General features: G+C 54.2%; 17 protein-coding genes. 9 read left to right on the top strand and 8 right to left on the bottom strand.

The window, feature by feature from the left end; genetic code table 11:
• Positions 1-227: 227 nt before the first annotated feature.
• The 6 genes from galM to modE all read right to left on the bottom strand — a co-directional run bounded on the left by galM (position 228) and on the right by modE (position 7032).
• A complete protein-coding gene (gene galM, locus M4I31_RS15835) occupies positions 228-1268 on the bottom strand; it encodes a galactose-1-epimerase (RefSeq protein WP_069323186.1) in 1041 nt (346 codons plus the stop codon).
• Positions 1262-2410: a galactokinase gene (galK, locus tag M4I31_RS15830; protein ID WP_038638977.1), complete on the bottom strand. Its 1149-nt coding sequence runs from the start codon at positions 2408-2410 to the stop codon at positions 1262-1264. Before galK ends, galM begins: the two co-directional genes overlap by 7 nt.
• A gap of 3 nt (positions 2411-2413) precedes the next feature.
• Positions 2414-3460, bottom strand: a complete 1047-nt coding sequence (gene galT / locus M4I31_RS15825; RefSeq protein WP_038638980.1) for a galactose-1-phosphate uridylyltransferase — start codon at positions 3458-3460, stop codon at positions 2414-2416.
• A 9-nt stretch (positions 3461-3469) separates the two neighbouring features.
• Positions 3470-4486 carry a UDP-glucose 4-epimerase GalE gene (gene galE / locus M4I31_RS15820; RefSeq protein WP_038638984.1) on the bottom strand — a complete coding sequence of 339 codons (1017 nt, stop codon included), beginning with the start codon at positions 4484-4486 and terminating at the stop codon, positions 3470-3472.
• 217 nt (positions 4487-4703) lie between these two features.
• The gene (gene modF / locus M4I31_RS15815) at positions 4704-6176 is read right to left on the bottom strand and encodes a molybdate ABC transporter ATP-binding protein ModF (RefSeq protein WP_085047484.1); all 1473 of its coding nucleotides are present in this window, start codon (positions 6174-6176) and stop codon (positions 4704-4706) included.
• Between the two features lie 67 nt (positions 6177-6243).
• Positions 6244-7032, bottom strand: a complete 789-nt coding sequence (gene modE, locus M4I31_RS15810) for a molybdenum-dependent transcriptional regulator (RefSeq protein ID WP_085047483.1) — start codon at positions 7030-7032, stop codon at positions 6244-6246.
• A 130-nt stretch (positions 7033-7162) separates the two neighbouring features.
• On the opposite strand from modE, the gene M4I31_RS15805 reads away from it, so the two are divergent.
• The 4 genes from M4I31_RS15805 (at position 7163) to modC (ending at position 10034) form a co-directional block, all read left to right on the top strand.
• A complete protein-coding gene (locus tag M4I31_RS15805; protein WP_085047482.1) occupies positions 7163-7312 on the top strand; it encodes an AcrZ family multidrug efflux pump-associated protein in 150 nt (49 codons plus the stop codon).
• A 198-nt stretch (positions 7313-7510) separates the two neighbouring features.
• Positions 7511-8284 carry a molybdate ABC transporter substrate-binding protein gene (gene modA, locus M4I31_RS15800; protein ID WP_085047481.1) on the top strand — a complete coding sequence of 258 codons (774 nt, stop codon included), beginning with the start codon at positions 7511-7513 and terminating at the stop codon, positions 8282-8284.
• Positions 8284-8973, top strand: a complete 690-nt coding sequence (gene modB / locus M4I31_RS15795; protein WP_038638996.1) for a molybdate ABC transporter permease subunit — start codon at positions 8284-8286, stop codon at positions 8971-8973. The genes modA and modB overlap by 1 nt, the downstream gene beginning before the upstream one ends.
• 2 nt (positions 8974-8975) lie before the next feature.
• A complete protein-coding gene (gene modC / locus M4I31_RS15790) occupies positions 8976-10034 on the top strand; it encodes a molybdenum ABC transporter ATP-binding protein ModC (RefSeq protein ID WP_038638999.1) in 1059 nt (352 codons plus the stop codon).
• Here the strand turns inward: modC and M4I31_RS15785 are convergent, their stop codons facing one another.
• A complete protein-coding gene (locus tag M4I31_RS15785; RefSeq protein WP_085047480.1) occupies positions 10035-10853 on the bottom strand; it encodes a pyridoxal phosphatase in 819 nt (272 codons plus the stop codon).
• Between the two features lie 165 nt (positions 10854-11018).
• Here M4I31_RS15785 and pgl point away from each other — a divergent pair, with 165 nt between their 5' ends.
• A complete protein-coding gene (gene pgl, locus M4I31_RS15780; protein WP_038639009.1) occupies positions 11019-12014 on the top strand; it encodes a 6-phosphogluconolactonase in 996 nt (331 codons plus the stop codon).
• A gap of 82 nt (positions 12015-12096) precedes the next feature.
• On the opposite strand, the gene M4I31_RS15775 is transcribed toward pgl, so the two are convergent.
• On the bottom strand, positions 12097-13380 hold the full coding sequence (locus M4I31_RS15775; RefSeq protein WP_085047761.1) for a putative acyl-CoA thioester hydrolase: 1284 nt from the start codon (positions 13378-13380) through the stop codon (positions 12097-12099).
• Positions 13381-13604: 224 nt separating this feature from the next.
• Here M4I31_RS15775 and hutI point away from each other — a divergent pair, with 224 nt between their 5' ends.
• The 4 genes from hutI to hutU all read left to right on the top strand — a co-directional run bounded on the left by hutI (position 13605) and on the right by hutU (position 18395).
• Positions 13605-14828 (top strand): imidazolonepropionase, encoded by a 1224-nt coding sequence (gene hutI, locus M4I31_RS15770; RefSeq protein WP_085047479.1) that lies wholly within the window; start codon positions 13605-13607, stop codon positions 14826-14828.
• Entirely contained in the window at positions 14825-15766 is a 942-nt protein-coding gene (hutG, locus tag M4I31_RS15765) for a formimidoylglutamase (protein WP_085047478.1), read from the top strand. The genes hutI and hutG overlap by 4 nt, the downstream gene beginning before the upstream one ends.
• A gap of 86 nt (positions 15767-15852) precedes the next feature.
• Positions 15853-16572: a histidine utilization repressor gene (locus M4I31_RS15760; protein ID WP_038639017.1), complete on the top strand. Its 720-nt coding sequence runs from the start codon at positions 15853-15855 to the stop codon at positions 16570-16572.
• A 137-nt stretch (positions 16573-16709) separates the two neighbouring features.
• Positions 16710-18395 carry a urocanate hydratase gene (gene hutU / locus M4I31_RS15755; protein WP_085047477.1) on the top strand — a complete coding sequence of 562 codons (1686 nt, stop codon included), beginning with the start codon at positions 16710-16712 and terminating at the stop codon, positions 18393-18395.
• The last annotated feature ends 1 nt before the right edge of the window (position 18396 follow it).

The following is an 18396-nucleotide window of genomic DNA, read 5'->3' as shown; positions in this document are numbered from 1 at the left end:
ACTCCTATCAATCATATTTAATGATAATAATTCTCATTATATTGCCGTAATGAGTCAGCGGCAATGCTTACGCATAACCATAGCGAAAATAGCGCCACAGTGTAAGGTTCTTGTGAACTCAAGGTTGCGATTTTGTCTTTGGATGGTGGGGGGGGGAGCGGGTTTGCTGCGGAAAACAAACAACAGGCCCGATAAATTTATGCTATCGGGCCTGTCAGGATGAACTGTCAGGCAGGAATAAACTGATATTCCGTCACGCTGGCATACTCTTCACCCGGATGCAGGAAGCAGTCCGGCTGTGGCCATTCCGGATGGTTCGGGCTGTCTGGCAGAAACTCACTTTCCAGCGCCAGACCTTGCCAGTCTTCATAGGCCTCCGGCCCACGTGAAGGCGTACCGCCAAGGAAGTTTCCTGAGTAAAACTGCAATGCCGGGGCTGAGGTGTAAACCACCATCTGCAGTTTTTCATCCTGAGACCAAACCTGAGCCGCCGGAGTACGCGCATTGCCTTGTGCCTGGAGCAGGAAGGCGTGATCGTAACCTTTTACCTTGCGCTGATCGTCATCGGCCAGAAATTCGCTGGCGATGATTTTCGGGGAACGGAAATCAAAAGTGCTTCCGGCGACGGATTTCAGCCCGTCATGCGGGATGCCCATTTCGTCTACGGGTAAATACTCATCCGCCAGAATTTGCAGCTTGTGCTGGCGCACATCCGTTTTGTCACCGTCGAGATTAAAATAGACATGATTCGTCAGATTTACCGGGCAGGGCTTATCAACCGTGGCACGGTAGGTTATCGAAATCCGATTATCGTCAGTCAGGCGATACTGCGCGGTGGCGCAAAGATTCCCAGGGAAACCCTGGTCGCCATCGTCAGACGTTAAGGCAAACAGCACCTGACGGTCATTCTGATTCACTATCTGCCAGCGACGTTTGTCGAAACCGTTCGGTCCGCCGTGCAGTTGGTTATCACCCTGGCTTGGCAGCAATTCAATGGTTTCGCCGTCAAAGGTATAGCGGCTGTTGGCGATACGGTTAGCGTAGCGGCCAATGGAAGCCCCCAGAAACGCGGCCTGTTCCGGGTATTGCTCCGGACTGGCGCAACCGAGCAGGGCTTCGCGCACGCTACCATCGCTAAGTGGAATACGCGCAGAGAGCAGCGTTGCGCCCCAGTCCATGAGCGTGACCACCATCCCTGCGTCGTTACGCAGGGTAAGCAGGCGGAACGGCTGACCGTCGGGCGCCATTACGGGAATTTCGTTTAACATTGTCCGGCTCCTTGTGAAGGTTTACAGACGTAAAATGTTTCTTTAATACCGGTTTTAGCTTCGTACTGTTCGGCGACGGCCTGCTGCACGGCAGGCACCAGATCTTGCGGGATCAGCGCCACAATACAGCCCCCGAAGCCGCCGCCTGTCATACGAACACCACCTTTATCGCCGATGGTTGCTTTGACAATCTCAACCAGCGTATCAATTTGCGGCACGGTAATTTCAAAGTCATCGCGCATTGAAGCGTGAGATTCCGCCATCAGCTGACCCATGCGTAACAGGTCGCCTTTTTCCAGCGCATTCGCAGCTTCCACGGTACGCGCGTTTTCCGTGATCACGTGACGAACGCGTTTGGCGACAATCGGATCCAGTTCGTGAGCAACTGCGCTAAAGGTTTCAAAGCTGACATCACGCAGGGCAGGTTGCTGGAAGAAACGCGCCCCGGTTTCACACTGTTCGCGACGGGTGTTGTACTCGCTACCCACCAACGTACGTTTAAAATTGCTGTTGATGATTACCACCGCCACGCCTTCAGGCATGGAAACGGCTTTGGTGCCCAGCGTACGGCAGTCGATCAGCAGCGCATGATCTTTCTTGCCAAGCGCGGAGATCAACTGATCCATAATGCCGCAGTTGCAGCCGACAAACTGGTTTTCAGCTTCCTGGCCGTTCAGAGCAATCTGCGCCCCGTCGAGCGGCAGATGATAAAGCTGCTGGAACACGGTACCTACCGCCACTTCCAGCGAAGCCGAAGAGCTTAAGCCTGCGCCCTGAGGCACATTACCGCTGATCACCAGATCCGCGCCGCCAAAGGCGTTATTACGCTTTTGCAGATGCTTCACCACGCCACGCACGTAGTTTGACCACTGCTGGCTGTCATGAGCGATAATTGGCGCGTCCAGAGAGAACTCGTCCATTTGATTATCGTAGTCAGCCGCGATAACGCGAACTTTTCTGTCATCGCGTGTCGCACAGCTAATCACGGTTTGATAGTCGATAGCGCAGGGCAGAACGAATCCGTCGTTATAATCGGTATGTTCGCCAATCAGGTTTACACGGCCCGGTGCCTGAATAGTATGGGTGGCAGGGTAGCCAAATGTTTCAGCAAACAGAGATTGTGTTTTTTCTTTCAGACTCATTATTTAAACTCCGGATTCGCGAAAATGGATGTCGCTGACCGCACGCAGTCGTTCAGCCGCTTGTTCTGCTGTCAGGTCGCGCTGGGTTTCCGCCAGCATTTCGTAACCGACCATAAATTTGCGCACGGTTGCCGAACGCAGCAGCGGCGGATAAAAGTGTGCGTGCAACTGCCAGTGTTGGTTTTCTTCACCGTTAAACGGTGCGCCGTGCCAGCCCATGGAGTAGGGGAATGAGCACTGGAACAGGTTGTCGTAACGACTGGTCAGTTTTTTCAACGCCAGCGCCAGATCAGCGCGCTGTTCGTCGGTCAAATCGGTGATACGCAGGACATGCGCTTTTGGCAGCAGCAGCGTTTCGAACGGCCATGCCGCCCAATAGGGCACGACTGCCAGCCAGTGTTCTGTTTCAACGACCGTACGGCTACCATCAGCCAGTTCACGCTGGACGTAATCAAGGAGCATCGGCGCGCCCTGTTCGGCGAAGTACGCTTTTTGCAGGCGATCTTCACGTTCAGCTTCGTTGGGCAGAAAGCTATTGGCCCAAATCTGTCCGTGGGGATGGGGGTTCGAACACCCCATTGCCGCGCCTTTATTCTCAAAGACCTGCACCCAGGGATAGGTTTTACCTAAATCTGCCGTCTGTTCCTGCCACGTTTTCACGATTTCTGTTAGCGCAGGCACGCTGAGTTCCGGCAGCGTTTTGCTGTGATCGGGCGAAAAGCAAATCACGCGGCTGGTACCGCGCGCGCTCTGACAGCGCATTAACGGATCGTGGCTGTCCGGCGCGTCCGGGGTATCGGACATCAGCGCGGCAAAGTCGTTAGTAAAAACATAGGTCCCGGTGTAATCCGGGTTTTTATCGCCGGTAACACGTGTATTGCCTGCACACAGGAAGCAGTCCGGGTCATGTGCGGGTAGAACCTGCTTAGATGGTGTTTCCTGCGCCCCTTGCCAGGGGCGTTTTGCACGATGCGGTGAGACGAGGATCCACTGCCCGGTGAGCGGGTTAAAACGGCGGTGTGGATGATCGACAGGATTGAATTGCGTCATGATTGATCCTTAATCCGTATATCCCTGCGGATGGCGTGATTGCCAGTGCCAGGTGTCTTGCGCCATTTCATCCAGGGTGCGAGTTACGCGCCAGTTGAGCTCGCGATCGGCTTTACTGGCATCTGCCCAGTAGGCCGGAAGATCGCCATCACGACGCGGGGCAAAATGGTAATTCACCGGTTTACCGCAGGCTTTACTGAAGGCGTTGACCACATCCAGCACGCTGCTGCCGATGCCCGCCCCGAGGTTGTAAATATGCACGCCCTGTTTGCCCGCCAGTTTTTCCATCGCGGCGACGTGGCCATCTGCGAGATCCATGACGTGGATATAGTCGCGAACGCCGGTGCCATCTTCGGTAGGGTAGTCGTTGCCAAATATGGCAAGGGACTCGCGGCGGCCAACGGCAACCTGTGCTATGTAAGGCATCAGGTTGTTTGGAATACCTTGCGGGTCTTCACCCATATCGCCTGACGGATGCGCGCCAACCGGGTTGAAGTAGCGCAGTAAGGCGATACTCCAGTCGGGCTGTGCTTTTTGCAGATCGGTCAGGATCTGTTCAACCATCAGCTTACTTTTGCCATACGGGCTTTGTGGTGTGCCGGTGGGGAAACTTTCAACGTAAGGAATTTGCGGTTGATCGCCATAGACGGTCGCGGAGGAGCTGAAAATGAAGTTTTTCACGTTGGCGGCGCGCATGGCATTTACCAGACGCAGCGTCCCGTTGACGTTGTTGTCATAGTATTCCAGCGGCTTGGCAACGGACTCGCCAACGGCTTTTAAACCGGCAAAATGGATGACCGTGTCAATGGCATGATCGTGCAGAATTTCGGTTATCAGCGCTTCGTTACGAATATCCCCTTCCACGAAAGTCGGGTGCTTGCCGCCTAAGCGCTCGATGACGGGCAGAACGCTGCGCTTGCTGTTGCAGAGGTTATCCAGGATCACCACCTCGTGACCGTTTTTAAGCAACTGCACGCAAGTGTGGCTTCCTATGTAACCGCTACCACCTGTAACCAATACTCTCATAATTCGCTCCGTTAAGCCTATGGTATGCAATAAACATAGCATACCAAAGATGCGAAAAGTGTGACATGGAATAAATTAGTGGAATCGTTTACACGGTGATGTTTTCACTCGTTTGCATTGGTTATTTTATTTTAAATCATCAGGTTAAGTTGTTATCTCGGAGTTTATCTGAAAAAAATGCAGAAAAAAGGGCGTGTTAAACGCCCTCAAATGAAAATTAACGCAGAGAGGTTTGTTGATAGGCGTAGACATCGCCCTCGGGCACAAACTCCAGTCGATGGGTAATGCAGGCCGGGGCGTCTTCTGCATGGTGGGAGACAAACAGCAGTTGGGTTTCGCCTTCACCGATCAGTACATCCACAAACCGACGAATCAGTTGGCGATTGAGCGGGTCCAGGCCTTGCAAAGGCTCGTCGAGGATTAACAAAGTCGGGTGTTTAACCAGCGCACGCACAATCAACGCCAGCCGTTGCTGTCCCCAGGAAAGACTGTGGAACGGCGCATCCGCGGTACGTTTATCCATGCCCAGAATATCCAGCCACTGCTGGACCAGTTTGTGCTGTCTGTCAGAGACGGCCTGATAGATGCCGATTGAGTCAAAGTAGCCGGAGAGAATCACGTTGCGTACCGTCGTACTGACCCGGTAATCGAGATGCAGGCTACTGCTGACGTAGCCGATGTGTTTTTTAATATCCCAGATAGTTTCACCACTACCCCGACGGCGGCCAAACAGCGTTAAATCGTTGCTGTAACCCTGGGGGTGATCGCCGGTGATTAAACTCAGTAGGGTTGATTTTCCCGCCCCGTTGGGGCCGACGATCTGCCAGTGTTCCCCCGGATTTACCTGCCAGCTCAGATGATGCAGGATAGGGCGATCGTTATACGAGACAGTGCCATCGTTAAGCACAATACGCGGCTCGTTATCGGACAGCGTGCGACGGACCGAAGGCTCGTCCGGCTCGGGTAATTGGATGCCTTCCAGGCGTTCACTATGGGCAAGTTGAGCGATTAATGCCTGTTGCAGAAGGTCTGCTTTTGCGCCGGTTTCAGTCAACGTGCAATCGGCAAGTACGCCGGCAAATTGCACGAACTCGGGAATCTCATCAAAGCGGTTAAGCACCAGTACCAGCGTAAAACCGGTCTGGTGCAGTTCAGCGAGCAGTTCTGCTAACTGGCGACGGGACGCCACGTCCAGCCCGTCAAAAGGCTCATCAAGGATCAGTAAATCCGGTGCGGACATTAACGCCTGACAGAGCAGGGTTTTGCGTGTTTCACCGGTGGAAAGGTATTTGAAACGCCTGTTGAGCAGGGAAGAAATACCAAACTGCTGCGCCAGCGCAGCGCAGCGAGTGGGGTCGTTGACCTCATCCTGAATGATTTCTGCGGTGGTACGCCCGGTGTCATCTTCACCGGGGCTGAGAAGATCGGTGTTGTTTCGCTGCCACTCGTCGCTGACCAGCTTTTGTAGCTGCTCGAAGGAGAGTCGGGTAATACGTGTAAACTGACAGTGACGCTCACCTTTCAGTAGCGGCAATTCTCCTGCCAGCGCACGGGCCAGCGCGGATTTCCCGCTGCCGTTAGAGCCCACAAACGCCCAGCTATCACCCGCGTGTAATGTCAACGCATCTAACTGGAGCGTTTTTGTGTCGCTAAGACGAAACGTGCCTTGCGAAATTTGCAATGATGACATTTTGTATCCCATTATTTGCAGCAATTAATGACAGGGATACGTGTTCTTCAGGCTAATGTCAATTAACTCAGCACAGCGTCGCAATAATCACTTTGTCAGCATTAAAATATGCTGTTGCGTTAGCACCTTCCGCTAAAGCGTGAGTCTGCTCCACTGGCAGCGTCGCACACAGCGTCTGGCCGTCTGGCAACGTCATTAACACCTCACATTGTTCTGCGCCGCGTTCGATATGACTAATCGTTCCATGCAACTGATTATCAGCGGCCTGAGCGATAGCCTCGTCCTGGGTAATGCCTACCCACGGTGCTTTCAACAGAATTAATACTTCTTTGCCTTCCTCAAGACCCAAACGCTCACCGCTTTGCGCAGTAATCGCGACTTTCAGACGCGTTTCGCCATCGGCCAACAGGACATCGACATGCTGCTGAACCTGGTCGTGGTCGCGAGCGGTAATCGTGCCAAACCATTGGTTACGGGCGCTGGTTTGCAGTGAAAAGCGGGAAATGGCTGCCAGCAGGCTATTGAGCGGCAGCGCATCGTCATCGCTCAACACATCAAACGCTTTTTGTTGAATTTGTGCGAGCAAATCATACAGTTGGATCAGACGCTGGCCGTAACGCGTCAACACCGCGCCGCCGCCGCCTTTACCGCCGGTGGCCCGCTCAACCAGCGTTTGCTCACTGAGCTGGTTCATTTCGTTAATCGCGTCCCAGGCGCTTTTATAACTGATACCCGCATCCTTCGCGCCCTGACTGATGGAGCCGGAAAGCGCAATGTGCTTAAGCAGAGAAATGCGACGGGGATCGGCAAACAGTTTTTGCTGAAGTTTCAGCGTAAGAAGGATTTCGGCCTGCATCACAAGCTCCTGGCAAAAAAGGGTATTGTGACGGAAAACCGCGTGCGCGCAAAGCCAACCGCACAAAAGGGGAGTGCTTTTCTGCGTGATGTGGTTAGAATACAACTAAGGACTATATCTGGAGTTGACCATGTTAGAGTTATTGAAAAGTCTGGTATTCGCCGTAATCATGGTACCTGTGGTGATGGCCATCATTCTGGGTCTGATTTACGGACTGGGTGAAGTGTTCAACATTTTTTCCGGTATCGGTCAGAAAGACCAGTCCAAACAGAATCATTGATTCCCCAAACGCCCGCTCAGTCGGGCGTTTATATTTTTGCCTTTCAGCCCGTTTTCTCTGGCAACAGTTTCTCAAGATCCTGCTTCTCGTGCCGATATTTTCATGGCGTAACCTCTAATTGGTATCAATAACCGCTGGGAAAATTCTGGCTTAACCGTTATATTTGCGCGTACATAACGAAACTCAAAGGAGCTACAGATGGCACGCACATGGTTACGCTTGTTTGCAGGGGCGACGCTTTCTCTTTCTGTCGCAGGACATGCATTGGCGGATGAAGGGAAAATCACGGTATTCGCAGCGGCTTCGCTCACCAACGCGATGCAGGATATTGCGACGCAATACAAAAAAGAGAAGAACGTTGACGTCGTCTCCTCTTTTGCCTCTTCTTCTACGCTGGCGCGTCAGATAGAAGCAGGCGCGCCTGCTGACCTGTTTATTTCTGCCGATCAGAAATGGATGGATTATGCGGTCGATAAAAAATCGATGGATACCGCCACGCGTGCAACGCTGTTAGGCAACAGTCTGGTGGTGGTGGCGCCGAAAGCCAGCGCCCAGCAAGACTTTACTATCGACAGTAAAACCAACTGGACCCGTCTGCTGAATGGTGGACGCCTGGCTGTCGGCGATCCGGAACATGTTCCGGCAGGCATTTATGCCAAGGAAGCACTGCAAAAATTGGGCGCATGGGATACTCTGGCGCCGAAACTGGCACCTGCGGAAGACGTTCGCGGTGCGCTGGCGCTGGTAGAACGTAACGAAGCGCCGCTGGGGATCGTCTATGGTTCCGATGCTGTCGCCAGCAAAGGCGTCAAGGTTGTCGCGACCTTCCCGGAAGATTCACACAAAAAAGTGGAATACCCTATCGCGATTGTTGATGGGCACAAAAACGCAACGGTCAGCGCGTTCTATGATTACCTGAAAGGACCGCAGGCTGCTGAAATTTTTAAACGTTATGGATTTACGACCAAGTAATGATACTGACCGATCCTGAATGGCAGGCCGTCATACTGAGCCTGAAAGTTTCTTCCCTGGCCGTGTTGTTTAGTCTGCCGTTTGGGATCTTCTTTGCCTGGCTGCTTGTGCGATGCACCTTCCCGGGTAAAGCGCTGCTCGACAGCGTTCTGCATTTGCCGTTGGTGCTGCCGCCGGTGGTGGTGGGGTATCTGCTGTTAGTCGCCATGGGGCGGCGCGGATTTATCGGTGAGCGGCTGTATGACTGGTTTGGCATCACCTTTGCCTTTAGCTGGCGCGGTGCGGTGCTGGCTGCGGCGGTGATGTCTTTCCCTCTTATGGTACGGGCAATTCGTCTGGCACTGGAAGGCGTCGACGTCAAGCTGGAGCAGGCGGCCCGAACGCTCGGGGCCGGACGCTGGCGCGTATTCATGACCATTACCTTACCGCTGATGTTGCCCGGCATTATTGTCGGGACGGTGCTGGCTTTCGCGCGTTCCCTCGGGGAATTCGGCGCAACGATTACCTTTGTCTCCAATATTCCTGGCGAAACCCGCACTATCCCCTCGGCGATGTATACCCTGATCCAAACGCCTGGCGGCGAAAGCGCAGCGGCAAGGTTATGCATTATTTCTATTGTGTTGGCGCTGATTTCACTGCTGATTTCTGAATGGTTGGCGCGTATTAGCCGTGAGCGGACGGGGCGATAATCATGCTGGAACTTAACTTCTCCCAGACGCTGGGAACCCATTGCCTGACGCTCAACGAAACGCTGCCTGCCAGTGGGATTACCGCTATTTTTGGTGTCTCCGGCGCGGGAAAAACGTCGCTGATTAACGCTATCAGCGGTCTGACGCAGCCGCAGTCCGGACGTATTGTGCTTAACGGTCGGGTGTTAAACGATGTTGAAAACGGAATCTGCTTAACGCCTGAAAAGCGTCGGGTGGGCTATGTATTCCAGGATGCGCGTCTGTTTCCCCATTATAAGGTGCGCGGTAACCTGCGTTACGGTATGGCGAAAAGCATGGCCGGGCAGTTTGATAAGCTGGTGGCGCTGCTGGGCATTGAACCGCTGCTCGATCGCCTACCGGGAAGTCTTTCCGGCGGCGAAAAACAGCGCGTTGCTATTGGTCGGGCGCTGCTTACCGCGCCAGAGTTATTGCTGCTTGATGAACCGTTAGCCTCACTGGATATTCCGCGCAAACGCGAACTGCTACCTTATCTGCAACGTCTGGCGCGTGAAATTAATATTCCGATGCTGTATGTCAGCCACTCGCTTGATGAAATTTTGCACCTGGCAGACAAAGTGATGGTGCTGGAAAACGGGCAGGTCAAAGCATTTGGTTCGCTGGAGGACGTCTGGGGGAGTAGCGTAATGCATCCCTGGCTGCCGAAAGAACAGCAGAGCAGCATTCTGAAAGTCAGCGTGCTGGAGCATCATCCTCACTATGCGATGACCGCGCTGGCGCTGGGCGATCAGCATCTGTGGGTCAACAAGCTTGAGCAGCCGCTGCAATCCGTGCTGCGCATTCGCATTCAGGCGTCTGATGTTTCGCTGGTACTCCAGCCGCCGCAGCAGACCAGTATTCGTAACATACTGCGTGCGAAGGTCGCCCAGTGCTATGACGATAACGGTCAGGTGGAAGTGCAGCTTGAGGTGGGCGGGAAAACGCTGTGGGCGAGGATCAGCCCATGGGCCAGGGATGAGCTTGGCATCAAACCTGGCCTGTGGCTGTACGCGCAAATTAAGAGCGTGTCGATCACCGCCTGATTACAGCAGGTGGGTGTAGATAAACTTCGCAATGCTGTCGGTGGTATTGTCACCAATCACGATGTTGGCGCGGGCTTTGACCGCGTCATCAGCGTTACCCATCGCCACGCCGGTGCCTGCGGCTTCCAGCATGCTGATATCGTTAAAGTTGTCGCCAAAGGCGATCACATTTTCCATTGACCCACCCTGCGCTTCGATCCACTGAGTAAGACGTCGCCCTTTGCTGTTACCTTTACGGGCAATGTCGACTTGATCATGCCAGGACCATTCACACTCCAGCCCCAGTTGTTGTTCAACGTCTTTACCAAACTGCTGCAGTTTTGGAATATCTTCGTCGGTCAGGGCAAATTTCCACACGGCGTTGACATCATGCGCGGCCTGCGCCAGCGAAGGAACCTGGGTGAAGGTTGGGCGCTGTTCCGGCGGTAGCGTTTGCGCCCAGTTAGCGGTACGCACCACATGCCCGGTCGGACGCTCATACAGCATGGCCTCGTCAACATACATCAGTCCATGAATTTGATGTTCATCCAGCATTTCGATCAGCAGCAATGCCTGGTCAACCGGGAGAGGATCGGATTCCAGTACCTTTTTTGCATGATAATCATACAAGTAAGTGCCGTTGCAGCAAATTGCAGGTGTATCCAGCGCCAGTGCCTGATAAAAAGGATGAATAGCAACGTGATGGCGACCTGTGACAATGATAAGTTGGTAGCCTGCTTCTCTGGCGCGTGAGAGCGCTTCAAGAGAGGATGGCAACAAGGTCTTTTTCGGGGTCAGTAAGGTACCGTCTAAATCCAGGGCAATCACGCGTGCGGTCATAGGTTTTTCCAGATTAAGGTTGAGAATTGTGTCTGCTGGAATGGTACACCGAGACGGGAGCCGGACAAAATTCTGAGTCTTGATTAAGCATTCACCGTTAAAAGCGTCTACCTTAGGCGTGTGTCGGGCAATTGCAGCCACCTGCCAACAAGCAAAGGAGTATTCATGAAACAAACCGTTTATACCGCCAGTCCTGAGAGTCAGCAAATTCATGTCTGGAGCCTGAATCACGATGGGTCTTTGACGCTGACCCAGGTGGTTGATGTACCGGGTCAGGTACAGCCGATGGTCGTCAGCCCGGATAAGCGCTATCTCTATGTCGGTGTGCGTCCGGAGTTTCGTGTTCTGGCATATCGTATTGCGCCTGATGATGGTGCGCTGACCTTTGTTGCGGAGTCTGCGCTGCCGGGTAGTCCGACGCATATTTCTACCGATCATCAGGGGCGCTTCGTGTTTGTCGGTTCCTATAATGCGGGCAGCGTCAGCGTCACGCGTCTGGAAAATGGTCTGCCGGTGGAGCTCCTGGATGTGGTTGACGGTCTGGATGGTTGCCACTCGGCCAACATCTCTCCGGATAACCGTACTCTGTGGGTTCCGGCATTGAAACAGGATCGTATCTGTCTGTTTGACGTCAGTGATGATGGTCATCTGGTCGCGCAGGAGCCGGCAGAAGTGACCACCGTGGAAGGCGCGGGTCCGCGTCATATGGTGTTCCATCCGAATAAGCAATACGCCTATTGCGTGAATGAGCTGAACAGCTCTGTTGACGTCTGGGAACTGAAAGATCCGCACGGCAAAATTGAATGCGTACAGACGCTGGATATGATGCCTGCTGATTTCTCCGATACCCGATGGGCGGCAGATATTCATATTACGCCGGATGGTCGTCATTTGTATGCCTGCGATCGTACCGCCAGTCTGATTACGGTGTTTAGCGTCTCAGAAGACGGAAGCGTGCTGACTAAAGAAGGCTTCCAGCCGACCGAAACGCAACCACGCGGTTTTAATATCGACCACAGCGGTAAATACCTGATTGCCGCCGGGCAAAAATCTCATCACATCGCGGTATACGAGATTGCTGGCGAACAAGGGTTGCTGACGGAGAAAGGTCGTTACGCGGTAGGACAAGGCCCGATGTGGGTGGTGGTTAACGCGTACTAATATTGCGTCTAATGCCGGATGAGTATCCGGCACATTGCCCGGCAGAGCATGAGTCTGCCGGGTTTACATCAGAAAATGGCAATTACTGCTTAGGCTCTGCAACCACTTTGCTACCAATACCGCGGTTGTTGTATTCCCACATGCGGTTGAAGTTAGTGTCGTTCAGGTTACGCTGGATTTCGCCTTTATCATCTTCCGCGCCGGTATTACCGGTAAAGGGATGTTTTGAGATAACGCTGTCAGCCCACGGTTTCGCCATGTTAAAGCCTTCGTTAATCACGCTGTCGCGAATAACCACCTGTCCATTGGTGTTAGAATCAACATCCAGCGAGCGGCCCAACTGCGCCACGCCATCACCACTTGCCGTGAAGCGGCTATTGATAGCCAGGAAACCGTAGTAGATGTTTGACAGGGTAGCCGGTGCAAACACGTACGCTTCCTGCTGGGTTCGGGAGTTCACAACGCGGAAATCGGTGTTATCGAATACCACCGCGCCACGACCAGACACGATATCCACATCGCCTTCAATGTAGCTGTTCGTCACCAGCGTACGCGGCTGACGATCGTTTTCCAGACGGTTTTGTACGCCGCTATTGGTCACGAAGAAGGTGTTCTGGCGACCCAGAATGTTGACGTTGTTGATCTGTACTTTATCGCCATCGGTACGCAGTGCGACTGCCGGATGGTTCCCTGCATCAACGCTATCACCGAGGTTGTTTTCAATGGTCAGGTTCTGCAATTGCAGACCGTTATTTTGCGACCAAACGACCGCAGAACACATCACGCCAATATTGGTGCCGCGCTTGCTCTGGCAATTATCAAACATATACCACGCTGGTTTGCCCGGCATATATTTACCGCCCGGGTTCACCGTACGACGCCAGTCAGTGGTGCTCATATCACCGTCAATGGCCTGGCCAATTTTCACATCCAGCGGTTTTTCGCCAGTACCGTAAAGCGTCAGGCTACCTGTCGCTGCCGGGATATAGACCGTGCCCTGATATTCGCCCGGCATGATCGCGATGTACTGACGTTTGTTGGTACGTTTGATGATTGCCGCATCAACCGCGGCCTGAATGCTGGTATGCGTCACGCCCTGGGTACCTGCCGGGCCAACGACAAAGTCAGGCTGCGCGGGCAAAGTAATAGCAGAAGGGCTCCACGGCGCGGTGTTTGGCGTCAGCGCGGAAAAATAGTGCGCGGCGACGAAGTTTTTCGCTTCATTGGCCGACAGAATCGGGCGCGAAGCGGTGCCAGGCGCGGTCTGATCGGAAGGAATTTGATCGGGCGGTGTAGAGCTACAGGCGGTCAGCGTCACGCCAAAAGCCATTGCCAGCGCCAGACGGGAAACTGATGATATGTTCACAGGTTGCTCCGGGCTTTGAAAGTTATCCATTGAAGCCTGCTTTTTTATACTAAGTTGAGCGAAACGGGAAGGTTAAAAGGTAAAAAGTTCTTTTTTATCGCCGTAATGCCCGGCGCGGAGAGACCTTATATCACAAATAGATAACAATTATGCTCATCCAGGTTGACAACATCCGCTGAATCAAAAATAAATGTCTATACAACCTATGACAAGTGGTGAGTCAAATGCAGCAATTCTTCCCTGATGATGTTATCTGGCGCAATGTTCGCCTGGCGACCATGGATCCTGAACGTGATAACCCGTATGGGCTGGTGGATGGACATGCGTTGATCGTCCGCCAGGGTAAGATTCGCGCTATTGTGCCGGAGTCTTCGTTATACCTCACACATGACAATACCTTTGATTTGCAGGGCCGGCTGGTGACGCCTGGCCTGATCGACTGCCATACGCACCTGGTTTTTGGCGGAAATCGCGCAGGTGAATGGGAGCAGCGGCTTAACGGTGTTTCCTACCAGCAGATAAGCGCCCAGGGGGGCGGTATTAATGCCACCGTGTCGGCGACCCGTAGCGCCACTGATGAACAACTTCTTCATATAGCGCATCAGAGAATGGAGAGGTTAATCAAAGAAGGCGTTACGCTACTGGAAATAAAGTCTGGTTATGGTCTGGATTTGCAGACAGAAGAGAAAATATTACGTGTGGTGGCAGCGCTGGCGGCGGAAGATGTGATTGAAATAAGCCCGACGCTGTTGGCTGCCCATGCTACCCCGGCGGAATACCGGGGCGATCCTGACGGCTATATTACGCTGGTATGCGAGACTATTTTGCCGCAGTTGTGGGAGCAAGGGCTGTTCGAGACCGTCGATCTGTTCTGCGAAAGCGTCGGTTTTACGCTGGCGCAGAGTGAGCGGGTGTTCCAGGCAGCACAGGCGCTGGGCGTCCCGATCAAAGCGCATGTTGAACAACTGTCACTGCTCGGCGGCGCCCAACTGGTGAGCCGCTACCACGGTTTATCCGCTGACCATATTGAATATCTTGATGAAGCGGGCGTGGCGGCGATGAGCCAAAGCGGTACGGTTGGGGTGTTGTTGCCCGGCGCTTTCTATTTCCTCAAAGAGCAACAGCGTCCGCCGGTAGAGCTGTTACGGCAATATCAGGTGCCGATGGCGGTGGCGACCGACTTCAACCCTGGCACCAGTCCGTTTATCAGTCTGCACTGGGCGATGAATATGGCTTGCGTCCAGTTTGGCCTAACGCCGGAAGAAGCGTGGGCAGGCGTCACCCGTCATGCGGCCCGGGCGCTGGGACGTCATGCCTCTCACGGTCAATTGAAGGCCGGGTTTGTGGCTGATTTTGTGGTGTGGGATGCCGAACTCCCGGTCGAGATCCTCTATGAGCCTGGGCGTAACCCGCTCTACCAACGTGTATTCAAAGGACAACCTGCATGATTAACTGGCAACCTGCTTCTCCTGCGCTATGGCAGGGGCGAGATGACCGCGTCGAGTCGCCGACTGCGCTGCGCCTGTTTCAGACGATTACGCTGAGTCCGGCGTTTTCACCGGAAATGTACTCTGAGCAGATAGCGCTACTTGGTTTTGCCTGTGATGAAGGCGTTAAACGTAATCAGGGGCGTACAGGAGCCGCCGGAGCGCCAGATGCGCTACGTAAAGCGCTGGCGAATTTAGCCAGTCACGACGGGCATCAGCGGCTGGTGGATCTGGGGAATATTGTGGCGCAGGCCCCCGATCTTGAGGGCGCGCAGCAAGCGCTACGCAAGGCGGTACAGCGCTGTCAGCAGGCGAAAATGCGTACCCTGGTGCTGGGGGGAGGACACGAAACCGCGTTTGCCCATGGCGCTGGCGTGCTGGATGCGTTCCCACAGGCAAAAGTGGGCATCATCAATCTCGACGCGCATCTCGATTTGCGTCATGCCGAACAGGCCACATCTGGTACGCCGTTTCGCCAGCTGGCGCACCTTTGCGATGAACAGCAACGCGGATTTCACTATGCCTGTATCGGCGTCAGTCGGGCGGCAAATACCCAGGCGCTGTGGGATGAAGCGCAGCGGCTTGGTGTCACCGTGGTGGAAGATTTGCACTGTGATTCGGCACAGGCCCAACTGGCGCAGTTTGCCTCTGGCGTGGATGTCATCTATCTGACTATCGACCTTGACGTACTGCCGGTTTGGGAAATGCCCGCGGTGTCAGCGCCCGCCGCGCTGGGTGTACCGTTGGCGACGCTGTTGGGGCTGATTGACCCCCTTTGTCGTAGCGGTAAACTGCAGGCGGTGGATATGGTTGAATTTAATCCACGCTTTGACGATGATGGCAGAGCGGCACGCGTTGCGGCGCGATTAGGCTGGCAAATCGCGCACTGGTGGCGCTGACATGCCTGAGGGCGTTACGCTTATCAGGTTCGGGTAATGTCTGTAAACTATACCCATTCACATTTCAGCTTAAGGAAGGCACACGCATGCTCCCATCCCGTTCTGCTCCAGCTCCTTTTTACGAAAAGGTAAAACAGGAGATCAGCGAAAAGATTGCCAGCGGTATCTGGCAAGCTCACGATCGTATCCCGTCTGAAGCAGAGCTGGTGGCACAGTATGGTTTTAGCCGAATGACCATCAATCGGGCGCTGCGTGAGTTAACGGATGAGGGGTTGCTGGTGCGTTTGCAGGGGGTGGGGACGTTTGTCGCCGAGCCAAAAGGCCAGTCTGCGCTGTTTGAAATTCGCAGTATTGCGGATGAAATCAACGCGCGTCAGCATCAGCACCGCTGTGAGGTTCTGACGCTGGAAAGAACCCAGGCAAATGCTCAGCAGGCTTTAGTGTTAAACGTTAAAGAAGGCACCCCCATTTTTCACTCCATCATGGTGCACTACGAGAACGATTTGCCGGTACAAATTGAAGATCGCTGTGTGAATGCGGAGATTGTGCCGGAGTATCTGGCGCAGGATTACAGCCAGACCACGCCTCACGCTTACCTGTCGCTGATCGCCCCCTTAACGGAAGGTGAGCACATTGTCGAAGCGGTACGCGCCAGTGCGGAAGAGTGCGCGTTGCTGAAAATCAAAGAACATGATCCCTGCTTGCTGATCCGCCGCAAAACCTGGTCCGCATCATCCATTGTCTCTCATGCCCGTTTGCTGTTTCCGGGTTCCCGCTATCGCCTGCAAGGACGGTTTATGTCCTGATGTCGGGATACCAAAACCGTGATTGCTGACGCAATATAATAAAAATGTATCTTAATTGTTAAAATCACCCTTGCGGCAACTTGTATAGACAAGTATATGTTACTTATCTATCCGACGTTCGCGAGGAGTTTTCTGTCATGTCCCATAGCAAATATCGTCAGCAGGATATTCGTGCCCCGCGTGGCACTACCTTAACGGCCAAAAGCTGGCTGACCGAAGCGCCGCTGCGCATGTTAATGAACAACCTGGATCCCGACGTGGCGGAAAATCCGCATGAGCTGGTGGTATACGGCGGGATTGGTCGCGCCGCGCGTGACTGGGCGTGTTACGACGCCATCGTTAATGCGCTGACACAACTGGAGAGCGATGAGACCCTGCTGGTCCAGTCGGGTAAACCGGTCGGTGTGTTCAAAACCCATGACAATGCCCCGCGCGTACTGATTGCTAACTCCAACCTGGTTCCGCACTGGGCAACCTGGGAACACTTTAACGAGCTGGATGCCAAAGGGCTGGCGATGTACGGTCAGATGACCGCCGGGAGTTGGATCTACATCGGCAGCCAGGGCATCGTGCAGGGGACGTATGAAACCTTCGTTGAGGCCGGACGTCAGCATTATCAGGGTAACCTGAGTGGACGCTGGGTGTTAACCGCCGGGCTGGGCGGCATGGGCGGGGCGCAGCCGTTAGCCGCGACGCTGGCGGGCGCATGCTCGCTGAATATTGAATGTCAGCAAAGCCGCATTGATTTCCGTCTGCGTACCCGTTACGTGGACGAGCAGGCGACATCGCTGGACGATGCGCTGGCGCGTATCGATAAGTACACCCGCGAAGGGAAAGCGGTTTCCATTGCGCTGTGCGCGAACGCCGCCGACGTTGTGCCGGAGCTGGTGAAGCGTGGTGTGCGCCCGGATATGGTGACCGACCAGACCAGCGCCCACGATCCGCTGCATGGTTATCTGCCGTCCGGCTGGAGCTGGGAAGAGTATCAGGCGAAAGCGGTGTCCGATCCGCAGGGTACGGTGCAGGCGGCGAAACGCTCAATGGCAACGCATGTCGAAGCGATGCTGGCGTTTAGCAAAATGGGCGTACCGACGTTTGATTACGGCAATAACATTCGCCAGATGGCCAAAGAGATGGGCGTGGAAAACGCCTTTGATTTCCCCGGTTTTGTGCCAGCGTATATTCGACCGCTGTTCTGTCGTGGCATTGGCCCGTTCCGCTGGGTGGCGCTTTCCGGCGATCCGCAGGATATTTATAAAACCGATGCCAAAGTGAAAGAGATCGTGGCTGACGATAAACACCTGCATCACTGGCTGGATATGGCGCGTGAGCGGATTAACTTCCAGGGATTACCGGCGCGTATCTGCTGGGTCGGCCTGGAATGGCGACAGAAGCTGGGGCTGGCGTTTAATGAAATGGTGCGCAGCGGCGAAGTGTCCGCGCCAATTGTTATTGGCCGTGACCATCTGGACTCCGGCTCCGTTGCCAGTCCGAACCGCGAAACCGAAGCCATGCGCGACGGGTCTGACGCCGTATCTGACTGGCCGCTGCTGAATGCGCTGCTTAACACCGCCAGCGGCGCGACGTGGGTGTCACTGCATCACGGTGGCGGAGTGGGAATGGGTTTCTCCCAGCATGCCGGGATGGTCATTGTTTGTGATGGCACCGATGAAGCCGCTGCGCGTATTGCCCGGGTATTGCATAACGATCCGGCTACCGGGGTGATGCGCCACGCTGATGCCGGATATGATATTGCGATGGAATGCGCCGTCGAAGAAGGGCTGAATTTGCCGATGGTCGCTGCGACGCAGGGGAAACGCTGAG

The sequence above is a fragment of the Citrobacter sp. XT1-2-2 genome (assembly GCF_023516235.1).
GTDB classification, from domain to species: domain Bacteria; phylum Pseudomonadota; class Gammaproteobacteria; order Enterobacterales; family Enterobacteriaceae; genus Citrobacter; species Citrobacter werkmanii.
This window is presented reverse-complemented; position numbering and strand designations above follow the sequence as displayed.